The 13461-nt window shown below is 54.5% G+C and carries 7 protein-coding genes and 1 pseudogene; 4 read left to right on the top strand and 4 right to left on the bottom strand.

The genetic code is table 11. From position 1 onward, the window contains the following. Window positions 1-18: 18 nt before the first annotated feature. The 4 genes from DKB71_RS33310 to DKB71_RS33295 form a co-directional block, all read right to left on the bottom strand. On the bottom strand, window positions 19-348 hold the full coding sequence (locus DKB71_RS33310) for a hypothetical protein (RefSeq protein WP_408601959.1): 330 nt from the start codon (window positions 346-348) through the stop codon (window positions 19-21). After that, window positions 345-677 (bottom strand): hypothetical protein, encoded by a 333-nt coding sequence (locus DKB71_RS33305; RefSeq protein ID WP_408601958.1) that lies wholly within the window; start codon window positions 675-677, stop codon window positions 345-347. Before DKB71_RS33305 ends, DKB71_RS33310 begins: the two co-directional genes overlap by 4 nt. A gap of 112 nt (window positions 678-789) precedes the next feature. Further along, the gene (locus DKB71_RS33300) at window positions 790-1062 is read right to left on the bottom strand and encodes a type II toxin-antitoxin system Phd/YefM family antitoxin (protein WP_408601957.1); all 273 of its coding nucleotides are present in this window, start codon (window positions 1060-1062) and stop codon (window positions 790-792) included. Between the two features lie 9 nt (window positions 1063-1071). After that, window positions 1072-1686: a hypothetical protein gene (locus DKB71_RS33295; protein ID WP_408601956.1), complete on the bottom strand. Its 615-nt coding sequence runs from the start codon at window positions 1684-1686 to the stop codon at window positions 1072-1074. Window positions 1687-1875: 189 nt separating this feature from the next. Between DKB71_RS33295 and DKB71_RS33290 the strand changes: the two genes are divergently transcribed. The 4 genes and pseudogenes from DKB71_RS33290 to DKB71_RS33275 all read left to right on the top strand — a co-directional run. Then, a complete protein-coding gene (locus tag DKB71_RS33290; protein ID WP_408601955.1) occupies window positions 1876-3528 on the top strand; it encodes a ShlB/FhaC/HecB family hemolysin secretion/activation protein in 1653 nt (550 codons plus the stop codon). A gap of 145 nt (window positions 3529-3673) precedes the next feature. Next, entirely contained in the window at window positions 3674-8584 is a 4911-nt protein-coding gene (locus tag DKB71_RS33285; protein ID WP_408601954.1) for a YDG domain-containing protein, read from the top strand. A 139-nt stretch (window positions 8585-8723) separates the two neighbouring features. Continuing rightward, the gene (locus tag DKB71_RS33280) at window positions 8724-13214 is read left to right on the top strand and encodes a YDG domain-containing protein (RefSeq protein WP_408601953.1); all 4491 of its coding nucleotides are present in this window, start codon (window positions 8724-8726) and stop codon (window positions 13212-13214) included. Between the two features lie 149 nt (window positions 13215-13363). Further along, window positions 13364-13456: pseudogene (locus tag DKB71_RS33275) on the top strand (ESPR-type extended signal peptide-containing protein); the annotation flags it as partial. Window positions 13457-13461: the final 5 nt, after the last annotated feature.

The following is a 13461-nucleotide window of genomic DNA, read 5'->3' as shown; positions in this document are numbered from 1 at the left end:
GGGCGAAGCTTCATCGACCTACTGCTGTTGAGCGATCCGCTGGCGTATTTGCTCGCAGACCTCTTCGTGTCCTGCCTGAGCTTCCTCAAGGGTCGAATAACGGGAGACCTCAACGCCCTTGGGCCCGCCAAGTACACAGGTCTCGAACAAGTGTTTCGGTGCATCCTGATCGGGAAACATGATGCTGTACAGGTTCAGATCACGTCCCATCAGCATGGTAGAAACCCTGTACTCGTCATTGATCTGGGTATTCCCAACTGAGTTGGTTCCGGTGCTCAGGGCTTGCTCCAGGACGTATGGATCCTCGGTTTCAACTACTTTCCCATCTTCAAGTACGTAATAAATCACTTCGCGCCCTCTTCGGCTTTTTGCTTCAGCTCAGCTTCGAGCCTTTGGATTTCAGTACAGAACAGAGTATGTCCAGCCTCGGCCTCTTCCCAGGTGTCGAACCGAGTCCGTAGACCATCAAGAGGCCCACCGAAGACCATCGACTCAAAACCACCCTTGAGATCATCAAGCTTGCCGATCAAGCATTTGAAGAAGTCTGTGCTGATTTCGGTTCCAGAAGGCAGAGCTGTCCGGGCCACACGCTTGTTGGGAAATTCGTTTGCCTTCATCCACTCATACATGTCGTCTGTTTCAACGATTTTTTTGTCCCGAAGCATTACGTAGCGCATGACGATCTCCTTATGATCTCGCGATTCTACAATTGAAAAGCCATCATGCGCACAAAAAAATGACCTCATCCATTTCGCTGGATGAGGTCACTAAGGTAGCTTCGAGGGACTATTACATCTGCGCTTCTTTCCCCTGGGCATTCTGATCGAAGCGTCTGGCCAAACGTTTCTTGAGGGTTTCGCTGGTAAAAAGCAGCCCTTGCTGGACGTCACGGCTCGAAATTGCCAGAAGTTTCACTAATGCAATGGATTCTTGCCTTTGCTTATAGGCTGCGTACGACTCGACTACGTAGACAGGCTGCCCATTTTGGGTAACGACGATGGGTTCAGCCAGATCCAAGTTGGCAGCATTTTTTTTGAGGTAGCTAATGGTTTCAACGCGCATTACGGTTCCTTACTGGGAGCTTCTTTTCTTGAACGCATCTAGCTCAGCCTGGCGCTGTGCTCTATGCAGCTTTTGAATTTGGTTCTGGCACTTCTCTAAAAATTCCGTGCCTTCACGTGATGGCAGCCATTCAACAACCCCCTCCACCGTCTCGTAGTCGGCAACGCTTAGCTTTGGAAGCCATTTGGAAATCTGCCGATAGTTGTCAACTTCGGTTACCAGCTCGATGGGCCCAAGAATGCCTTCAATGGTGCGGATGCCATGACTTATGCACGGGTCGCGCCGGTTTAAGGTCGCCCAGGCAGCGCAGTACGCCTGCACCGGGGTCAATCCCCTGCCCTTTAACCGATCTGCACGATCAAGCAGGTCTCTCCCGCCGTTTGTACCCAACCACTTCACAAACGTTGCCGCTACGGTTGCATGGCGCTGCTCTACCGGATCCGGGAGGTGGGCCAGGATGGAATGCAGCAAGCACGCATGCGGCCCTTCCCCATAACCCTGGGCAGAGTCAGCCATCAACTGTTGCCATGCCGAAAGAAAGACACCCTCGCCCACAACACTCTCCCTGGCAGGCAGCGTGGGTATATGGTCTAAAGCGAGATGGTCGTTTTGAGATGTGGGCACGGCTTAAATCCTTTCGTGGCTTGTACGGTCAGTTCAGAAGCATAGCCCGCCTTTGGCGTAAGGGGCGAGCCACACGGGACGGAATCTTAACATCGGGCCATCGAGTATGTTCCTTAGGGACAAAACAATTTATGATTATTGCCAAATTCTTAGACCAGGCCTTTCTATAGGCCGCTGCAGGCCCCATTCATGCGCTTTACCCGGAACATCATCACTGCCGCAATTCTCATGCAGGCGGCGTCGGCCTATGCTTTGAACGTCCCTGATGCCGGCCAAGCCATCCGTACGCTTGAGCCTGAGAACCGCTACCGTCCCTCTGACTTTAACGTTCAGCTTCAGTCCCCTGGTGCTGAGGGCAAGGTCGCCGTAAAGCCGGGCGGAGCCGCTATCCTGGTTAATCAGTTCATCATCGAGGGCAGCTCCGTTCTCCCTGTGGATGCGTTGAATCAGATCGCTGCGTCATCCCAGGGCAAGGAATTGACCCTTGGGGAAATCCAGGCCGTCGCGGACAGCATCTCTGAGTACTACCACCAACAAGGCTACTTTTTGGCTAAAGCCTACCTGCCCCGCCAAGAAATCGCCGAGGGCAAGGTAAAGATCCAGGTACTCGAAGGTCGTTACGATCAAATCGGCGTTAACAACAGCTCCCGTGCATCCGACGCGACCATTCAGCGTTACCTGTCCAATGTGCACACCGATGACGTCGTAGAGCGCAGTGCCCTGGAGCGCCAGATGCTCCTGATCTCCGACCTTCCGGCAGTTGAGGTCAAGTCCACGCTTAAGCCTGGCGCCCGTGTAGGTACTACGGCGCTGGACGTCGAAACGAAATCCAGTGGCCTGGTCTCCGGTTACATCGACGCCGACAACTACGGCAACAAGTACACCGGTACCAACCGCGTTGGGCTTACTCTTAACGTCAACAACCCGCTGGGCATCGGTGATCAGCTGACGACCAGGGTGATGACGTCTGAGGATGAGCAGAAGTACAGTCGTATTGCTTACCAGGCACCGGTTGGCGGCTCCGGATTGCAGATGGGTGCCTCGTATTCGGAGATGAACTACCGACTGGGCAAGGAATTCTCGGAATTCGACGCCAAGGGCAACTCCAGGATCACCAGTGCCTATGCCCTGTACCCGATCCTGCGTACCCGTCAGAGCAACATCAGCGCCAGCCTGCAGTACGACAACACAGTGCTGAAGGACGATGTGGATCTGTTTGACAGCAAATCTCAGAAAACCATCAATAGCTGGACGTTCGGCCTGAACGGCAGTGCGTATGACGACTTCATGGGCGGTGGCCTCAATAGCTTCGCCGTGAACTACCACGCCGGTGTCCTGAACATACAGTCGGATGACGTCAAATTCATCGATGATCTGTCGGCACGCAGCGACGGACATTACACAAAAATTGACGCGATGTTCTCGCGCACCCAGCGCATCACCGACAAACTCAACCTGACGGCCAGGCTGAGCGGCCAGACCTCCGATAACAACCTCGACTCTGCCGAGAAGTTTGATATCGGTGGCGCCCAGGCGGTGCGGGCCTTCAAACAGGGTGACTCGAGCGGTGATACCGGCTGGCTGGCCAACCTCGATCTGCGCTACTCGTTGACCGATATGGTGGTCTTGAACACCTTCTACGACTTTGGCCAGGTTCGCTACAGCCAAGATCCTTGGGATAGCGCCAACAACAAGGCGACCCGTTCCGGTACTGGTGTGGGTGTCGACATCTTCGGTAGTGACTGGAAAATCAGCATGGTCGGCGCCTGGAAAGCTGCTGGCGCCAGCGAATCGGAACAGGACAGCCATCAGTTCTGGGTTCAACTGATCAAGGCGTTCTAACCAGAAAGCCTTTCTTCCCAAGAAACAGGCCCTCGGGCCTGTTTTTCTTTGTACTCGCCGGTTGCATTCAAGATAATATATTCAACATATTGCCAGACCGCTCGCTCATCTAGCCGGCGCAAAATAATAAAAACAGGCTCTCATTGTGAACAAAATCCATAACGTCATTTGGTGCACGGCCCGTAATGCCTGGGTCGTTGTTGCCGAAGGTACAACCTCTCGCTCCAAGTCTGGCTCTAAAACACTCAAGGCCATGATCGCGCTGTTGCTCCTGGCCCCTGCCGGCGCTATGGCAGCAACGCTCCCACAGGGTGGCTCGATTACGGTCGGCAATGGCTCTATCGTGACCAACGGTGGAAACCAGCTGGTCATCAAGCAGATGACCGACAAGCTCGGGATAAACTGGCAGAGCTTCAATGTCGGGCCCGATGGCCACGTAATCTTCGACCAGCCAGGTAAGAACTCCATCGCCTTGAACCGTGTGATCGGCAGCGACGGAAGCGCGATCCTCGGAAAGATCGACGCCAATGGCCAAGTTTTCCTGATCAACCCAAATGGCGTCATCTTCGGTAAGGGCTCCGAAGTCAATGTTGGTGGCCTTGTCGCCTCCACTCTGAACATCAGTGACGAAGACTTCAAAAACGGTAACTTCAAGTTTAAGGCTGGCGCCAGCAATGGGCAGGTCTTGAACGAGGGATCGTTGCACTCTGCCGAAGGCGGCTACATTGCGCTCCTTGGCAAATCAGTCAAGAACAACGGAGTGATCCAGGCCAAGCTAGGAACTGCCGCCCTGGCGGCTGGCAGCTCCATTTCGCTGGATTTCGCTGGTGACGGGCTCATCAATCTGCAGGTTGACCAGAGTGCGGTCGACGCTCTCGCAGAAAACAAAGGTCTGATCAAAGCCGATGGCGGAAATGTTCTGATGACCGCAAGGGCCTCGAACGCGCTCACTCAGACTGTCGTCAACAACGAAGGTGTGATCCAGGCTCAAAGCATTGGTACCAGAAACGGGAAGATCTTCCTCGATGGCGGTATGGATAATGGCACCGTCCTGGTTGCCGGCACCCTGGACGCGAGCGCCCCATCCACAGGCGACGGTGGTTTCATCGAGACTTCCGGGAAAACAGTAAAGGTGGCCGATGGTGCTAAGATCACGACCAAAGCTGCCGGTGGAAAGACTGGTAAATGGCTCGTTGACCCAACTGACTTCACCATTTCATCGGGTGCAGCTCCTGGCACTGTTTCAGGTATTGGTACCGATACTCTGATCTCAAACCTGTCCAGTACCAACGTAGAGCTTCAGACCTCGAGCAGCGGATCTGAGCGGGGAAACATCAACGTCAATGGTGAAATCACCTGGGACGCTGATACGACGCTGACCCTTACCGCCCACGGCGATATCAACGTTAAATACAGCATCAATGCCAACGGGGCCAACAGCGGTGTCGCTCTGAATTACGGGAACCACGGTGCCGATACAACAGCGGGCATCAACTTTGGTGATTACAGCAGCATCAACCTAAACGGCGCAAACACGTCCTATGCTGAAAACGGTGTGAATTTCATCGTCCTTAGGACGGTCGATGATCTGTTGAAGCTGGACAACCCTGCAAACGTCTGGGGCCGTTTCGCGCTTGCCGGCGATATTGACGCCTCCGCAACATTAGGCTGGAACGGTGGGCTAGGCTACAAGCCTGCAGCTCAGTCGGGATCCTTCTTCGGAACCTTGAATGGTCTGAATCACTCGGTAAACAATCTCTACATAAACCGGCCAAACGAAGACAACGTGGGGCTGATCGGCAACAGTCAGATTTCCAGAATTTCCAACATCGGGGTCAACGGCTCAGTAACCGGTAGAAACAATGTTGGCCTCTTGTCCGGAGTGACCAGCAACACCACGTTCGACAATGTCCGCAGTAGCGGGTCGGTGACTGGTATCAACAATATTGGGGGTGTCGCAGGCGCCCTCACCCAGGGCAATGTCAAACGCGCAAACTCATCGGCAACCGTGAATGGGGCTGACACCGTTGGCGGTGTATTGGGTAAAGTGAGCTTCCAGAACCTGAATTACCTGTTTTCTACTGGCAATGTCTTCGGCCATGACAACGTGGGTGGGCTGATTGGTGACTTGAATCAGGGCTCTCTGACCAACGCCTACGCCATTGGCAACGTATTCGGTAACGCGAAGGTCGGTGGTATTGCTGGTCACGCTTACGCAAGTAACTTCAACACAACCTACAGCTCGGGCCAGGTTAATGGCACAGGCGACGGTGTAGGTGGTTTGGCGGGCGCGTTTGAATTCGCCGCTATCCAGAACTCATTCTCAACCTCCAAGGTCACCGGACAAAATGATGTTGGTGGCCTTGTTGGCAGGATCGATCAGGCAAACCTCAGTAACATCTACGCATCGGGTAGTGTGACTGGCAACAACAACGTGGGCGGCCTTCTTGGTAACGCGACCCAGATAGCGATGCTGTACAGCTACTCCACTGGATTGGTAACTGGCAGTGGGAGTAAAGGTGGCCTCATTGGTACCGGTTCAGGCTTAACCGTGAGTGAGTCATTCTGGGATACCACGAAATCAGGACTCTCTACCTCGGCAGCTGGTGTGGGTCATGCTGATCTGACTGATCCATCGATTTACAGCAATTGGGACATCGCCCTGGATGGCGGAAGTAACAAGACCTGGCGGATCTACGAAGGACGTACCGCACCCCTACTGCGGGCCTTCATGGAGTCCGCGACGGGTTACGTTCAGGACGCCACGATCACGTACCAAGGGCATAACCTGACCTCGAGCGACTTGTGGCTGAATTACTCGTTTGGCACCAGTGGTTCCTCTGGTTTTTTCAAGTCGAACGGCGACTTATTCACGTCATTGACGAGCGACGGAAATGCAATCCGCAACGCGGGTACGTACGTACTTGATGGACTGTATTCGTCGCAGTTCGGCTTTGACATTTTGAACACGTCGCAAGCCACTCTGGTGGTTGAAAAAGCACACTTGAACATCGACGCCTACGCCGCAGGAAAGGTTTACGACGGGAATACCAACACTACGGTCTCATTTGGCGATGACCGCAAAGGAAGCGATAGCCTCACGATTAGCGGTTCAGGAGCATTTGCAGACAAAAATGCGGGTAGCGGGAAGACTGTCAACGTAAATGGAATCACCGTTAGCGGTGCGGATGCGGTCAACTACACCTGGGAAGAAACGTCCTCCGCAACAGCGGATATCTCAACCAGGAAAATCGCGGTCGCAGCGACTGGTAGCGACAAGATTTATGATGGCAGCACCTCCGCCACGGTAAACCTAACCGCCGATGGCGTTGCTGCAGATCTGTCCAATACTGGTGTGGTATCCGGCGACGATCTATTCCTTTCCGGTGCCGCGACCTATAGCGACAAAAACGCTGGCGCTGGCAAGACCATCACCGTCAATGGAGTCACTCTCGGCGGAGCTGATGCTTCCAACTACGAGCTTTACGACCCGAGCGAGGTCATCCAGACCAATGCAACCATCAACAAAGCCAACCTGACCGTCAGCGCCAGCGGAAACGACAAGTCGTACGACGGCACAACCGCAGCAGGAGTAACCCTCTCCGACAACCGCATCGGCGGCGACAGCCTGACCATTGCATCGGGCTCGTCGACTTTTGCTGACAAAAACGCAGGAACCGGAAAGACCATCAACGTGGGTGGCATCACGGTCTCTGGCGCAGATGCGCAAAATTACAGCTGGAACGGGGCTGCGACCACAACCGCCAACATCGACAAGGCACAGCTCAACGTTTCGGCCATCGGGCAAAACAAGGTATACAACGGCACGAAGGGCGCTACTGTCTCTCTGGGAGATGATCGCTTCGGTTCGGATGACCTTACGATTTCGTCTGGCACCTCAACCTTCTCTGACAAAAATGCCGGTACCGGCAAGACGATCACCGTGAACGGAATCACCGTCACCGGGGGCGATGCGCAGAACTACGATTGGAATGAGTCGGTTTCAACGACCGCAGACATCTCCAAAGCTGTGCTCAACGTGTCTGCCTCCGGCCAGGACAAAACGTATGACGGCTCGACTTCTGCTGGTGTGTTGCTCACGGATGACCGCATAGCCGGAGATGACCTCACCCTCTCAAGCTCCGCATCGTTCAGCGATAAGAACGCCGGCGCGGGTAAAGTCGTCAACGTGAATGGAATCACTGTGACTGGCGCTGATGCCCAGAACTACAGCTGGAATGGCCTGGCAACCACTACCGCGACGATCACCAAGGCTCTACTCAACGTGTTCGCCACTGCCCAGGACAGGACTTACGATGGCACGAACAACGCCCAGGTGACCCTCGGTGACGACCGTATTGCCGGCGACGACCTGTTGGCCAGCTACAGCACCAGCACGTTCTCCGACAAGAACGCTGGCACCGGGAAAACGGTTACCGTTGGCGGAATCACGCTCAGTGGCGCTGACGTCGATAACTACAGCTTCAATACAACCGCCACAGCGCAAGCCGATATAGCCAAAGCGAACCTGGTAATTAAAGCCGACAACGCCTCTAAGGTCGAAGGATCTGCTGATGGGCAGTTTCATTGGAACCTGCAGAGCGGGACTGTCTACGCTGGCGACTCGATTGATGGGACTCTGGCCAGAGACGCCGGCGAGGACGCGGGGCTATACGCAATCAACCAAGGTGACCTGACAGCAGGCGCGAACTACGTGCTTTTGGTAGTTCCTGGTGTTTTCGAAATCACGCAGATGGTTAAACCACCGGTGATCGTCGATCCGATTGAGCCACCTGTTGTAATTGAACCCCCAGTTGTAATCGAACCGCCTACCCCTCCTGTCGTTGAACCACCAAAACCGCCGGTGAACGTAGAGCTGGAGCATGCCAAGGAAGTCATCTCCACCATCAGTGTCGCGGCCAAGGCAACCAACTCAGCTTCGACCTCTGAGGTTCCGCATAAAGAGGATGCTGGGATCAAAAGCGAATACCGCTTGCTCAACCTCGGAATGAAGCTCCCCGAGGATCTGACATCTGAGGAAGGCGTGACCTTCTAGCGGAAACTCCAACAAAACAGGCCTTTAGGCCTGTTTTTTATTGACTTCGCTTTTCATAGTAACTTTTTGCTAACATTAGCAATATATTGACGGTCATCCTGATTTACCGCCCAAAAAATAAAAAGAAAGGCACACAGTTTTGAACAAAATCCATAACATCATTTGGAGCACTGCTCGTTCGTGCTGGGTTGTTGTTGCCGAAGGCACGAAGTCCAGTTCGAAGTCCGGGGCAAAAGCCCTGAAAGTGATGCTCGCACTGCTTGTTTTCCCCGCTGGCGCAATGGCTGCCACCCTTCCCCAGGGCGGCTCGATTACCGTGGGCAACGGCTCCATCGTGACCAACGGTGGTAATCAGATGGTCATCAAGCAGATCAGCGACAAACTCGGCATCAACTGGCAAAGCTTCAACGTCGGGCCGGATGGCCACGTCATCTTCGATCAGCCGGGCAAAGACTCCATCGCGCTAAACCGCGTGATCGGCAGAGACGGCAGTTCGATCCTCGGTAAGATCGATGCCAACGGCCAGGTGTTCCTGATCAACCCCAACGGCGTCATTTTCGGCAAAGGCGCCGAGGTCAACGTCGGCGGCTTGGTCGCGTCCACCCTCAACATCAGCGACGAAGACTTCAAAAACGGTAACTTCAAGTTCAAGGCGGAAGCCGGCAATGGCGGGATCCTCAACGAGGGATCGTTACAATCCGCCGAAGGCGGCTATATCGCGCTTCTGGGCAAGACAGTCAGCAACAACGGCGTCATCAAGGCTAAGATGGGATCGGCTGCCCTTGCAGCAGGTGGAGCGGTTACGCTCGACTTCTCTGGTGATGGCCTGATCAACATCCAGGTTGATGAGACGACTATGAAGGCCCTGGTCTCGAACAAGGGGTTGATTCAGGCTGACGGCGGTAGCGTGTTGATGACGGCGCGGGCCAGCAATGCCCTGCTCGACACGGTAGTGAACAACGAAGGCGTCATTCAGGCCCAGACCATCAACAACAAGTCCGGTCGAATCTTCCTTGATGGTGGAATGGACAGCGGTACAGTTGCGGTTGCCGGCACCCTGGACGCCAGCGCCCCTGCCACGGGTAACGGTGGGTTCATTGAAACCTCCGGCGCCAACGTCAAGATTGCTGACGGTACTCGCATCTCCACCCTTTCGAAAAGCGGCAAGACCGGCAGATGGTTGGTCGACCCGACCGACTTCGAGATCTCCGAAGGTTCGGCGCCTCAGACTGCCAGCGGTATTGGCAACGCTACCCTTGAGTCCGCCCTGGCATCGACCAACGTCGAGCTGCAGACCAGTGCGTCAGGCTCAGAGGCCGGCGACATCACAGTTAACGGTAAGGTGGCATGGGCGGCGGATACGTCCCTCACGTTGACGGCTCACAACGACATCATCGTCAAGCAAGACATCTCCGTGAACGGCACCAACGGTGGCCTGGTGCTCAACCATGGTGATACCTCAAAGGTCACGGGCTTCCAACTCAAGGATGACGCTAAAGTAAACCTGGCCGGCGCCAACAGTTCGTTAACTGAAAACGGGAAGTCCTACATCGTTCTTCGCACCGTGGCGGATCTGGACAAGATCAGCAATCTGAATCCAAACGACTACTTTGCCCTAGGCGTGGACATTGACGCGTCGTCCACGCATGGCGCTAATGCTGGAAAAGGCTACATCACCTCATCCTACAACAACATTTTTGCTGGGGTTTTAGATGGGCTTGGCCATACCATCGACAACATCTACGTGAACGGTCGTCCAAACGACTATGCTGCCCTAATAGGCCGTACAGATGGGGCTACCATCAAGAATATCAACATCACAAATGCCGAAATCAATGGCGACATCGCCTCAATTTTGGTTGGTGATGCCAAGAACACAACCGTGAGAAACGTCAACGTTTCTGGCAAATTGACCGGCGAGTCCACTGCCGGCGTCATCGGTGGCGCGAATTGGGGCGGCCTGGATATGGACGATGTCCACGCTGATGTCGATCTGACGTCTACTTGGCTTGGTGCAGGCGGACTGACTGGAAGCATTTCCAACGCGGTAATCAAGAACAGCTCCGCCAATGTAGTGATCCATGGTGATGGCCTTGCTGGTGGTATCGCATCTTCTATGGATGCTGGAACGGTTCTGGAAAATGTATCTTCCTCTGGAGTGATTTACTCCGACGACGTCAAGAACGGAGGCCTCGTAGCCAACGCTTCTGATAGCCAGATCAAAAACTCTTTTTCAACCATCGATATCGAGGGTGGCACATACAACGGTGGACTCATTGGCTACGGTTATGAAGTCGACCTGGATAACGCCTACAGCACCGGAAACATCAGTGGAGAGAACTCCGGTGGCATAGCAGGCACGTTGTCCTCCAGCCGTGTGAAAAACGTGTTTGCCACGGGAAACATTACTGGTAATAACTCCGGTGGTCTTGTTGGCGAAATCAGGGATGGAACGACGATTTCCAACTCCTACGCAACAGGTGACGTAACCGGCGATAACGTGGGTGGATTAGTAGGAAAAGCAAAAAACTCGGCAGTCGAATATTCCTATTCAACTGGCAAGGTCGGGGCTCTACCCCCTCCACCGCCACCACCTACTTCCGAGGAAATACGCGCTCAGTTTCCTGAGGAGTTTCTAAACGGGATACCAGGTGGGTTTCCTGACGCAGCCCTGATTATGCTGCTGGAGAATTTTCCGGACGGCTTTGCGCCGGGGGTTTTGGATAACATCCTTGCCGGCTTGCTAGTGGACTTCCCAGACGGACTTCCACCTGGATTCCCTGGGCCTTCAGGGCCTCCAAAGCCACCTGGCCCGCCAGCAGGTGATCCAGAAAATGGTGGCCTGATCGGCAGCGGCTCGGGCAACACGGTCACCAATTCCTTTTGGGACGTTGAGAAATCGGGTCAAACCACGAGTGCGGGTGGCGTAGGCAAGACGACTGCAGAAATGCACTCCGCTGCGACATTTGCTGGATGGGATATCGGGACTCAAGGCGGCACGGGTGAGGCCTGGAGGATCTACGACGGCTTCACGGGCCCTATGCTGCGTTTTGCGATGACCAAGGCCACCGTTGATGGCAGTGATAAGAACCTTACCTACAACGCCAAGGACGTGACCCAGGGCGACCTAAACGCCGATTCACCTTATGGTCACTCGACCAGTCTTGAGCGTGATCCGTACTGGAATACCTGGGGTTCCGACTCCACTGCCGATCTTGATGCAAAATACATCCTGGGCGGTAACACCACCAACGGTGGTAAAGCTATCCGCAATGCCGGCACCTACACTGCCGACCAGTTCTATTCGACGCAGTTCGGCTATGACATCGTCGAGACTGGCACCAAGACCATCACAGTCGACAAAGCTGCTTTGGATATCACCGGATCGTCGACCGCGAGCAAGATTTACGACGGCTCCCGTGATGCCAACGTGAGCCTGGACTTCACTGCCTTGGGTGATGACGTCCTTACCGCCAAAGTTGACGCGAAGTTTGATGACAAAAACGCGGGTGCTGGCAAGAACGTAACCATCTCCGGCATCACGCTTGAAGGGGACGCTGCCAATAACTACTACGTGGCCTCCGCGCCAACCACGAGCACCGGCACGATTGACAAGGCGACATTGAACGTCGGCGGCATCGGCCATGACAAAGTTTACGATGGGTCGACTTCTGCTGGCGTGTCCCTGACTGACGACCGCATTGCAGGTGATGACCTCACCCTCTCCGGCTCAGGTTCGTTCGCTGACAAGAACGCCGGCGCCGGCAAGGTCGTAACTATCGACGGAATCACGGTTTCTGGCGCAGACGCTCAGAACTACGTGTGGAACGGGGTAACCACGGCCACGGCAACGATCAGCAAAGCACTGCTCAATGTGTTCGCTGATGCCAAGGACAAGATCTACGATGGCTCGACCAATGCTCAGGTGACCCTAGGTGATGATCGAATTGCCGGTGATGACCTGGTGGCCAACTTCGGTAGCAGCTCGTTCTCTGACAAAAACGCCGGCACCGGTAAGACCGTGACGGTCGGTGGGATCACCCTCAGTGGTGCCGACGCTGATAACTACGCCTTTAACACGACCGCTACTTCGCAAGCTGATATCGCCAAAGCCAACCTGGTGATCAAAGCCGACAACGCTTCCAAGGTTGAAGGTTCGGCAGATGGGCACCTTAGCTGGAACGTGCAAAGCGGCAATCTCTTCGGCAGCGACTCGATTGACGGATCTTTGGCCAGGGACGCTGGTGAGGATGTAGGGCTCTACGCCATCAACCAGGGTGATCTGACAGCCGGTTCGAACTACGAGCTTTCAGTCGTGCCAGGCGAGTTCGAAATCACTGAGATGGTTAAACCGCCTGTAGTCGTTGACCCGATTGAACCGCCCGTGGTCGTTGACCCAATCGAGCCTCCGGTCGTTGTGCCGCCAAAACCTCCGGTCAATGAGGAGCTGGAACACACGAAGGAAATCGTCTCGTCGATCATCGTGGCTGCGAAGGTGAGCAACTCAACAGCGGCAACAGACGCGCTGCCAAAAGAGGACGCCGGTGGCGTCAAAGGCGACTATCGTCTGCTCAACCTGGGCATGAAGATGCCAGATGATCTCACCTCTGAAAACGGCGCAACCTACTAACAGGAAGCCCGAACAAACAGGCCGAAAGGCCTGTTTTTTATTGCCCGTTTCGTTGGTATGCCAGTGTGCAATACGTTAACATTGTCTATATATTGACGAATCAGTTCGTCCGAATCGCCAACTAGAATAAGACAACAGGCTTACAGACCTTGAACAGAGTCCATAACATCATCTGGAGTACAACTCATAACGCGTGGGTTGTGGTCGCTGAAGGCACGAAGTCAGCTTCGAAATCAGGCGCCAAAAC

Origin of the sequence: Pseudomonas sp. PLMAX (assembly GCF_046042685.1) — a bacterium.
GTDB classification, from domain to species: Bacteria; Pseudomonadota; Gammaproteobacteria; order Pseudomonadales; family Pseudomonadaceae; genus Aquipseudomonas; species Aquipseudomonas putida_AE.
Note: the sequence above shows the minus strand (reverse complement) of the source record. Positions and strands in the feature narration are given on the sequence as shown.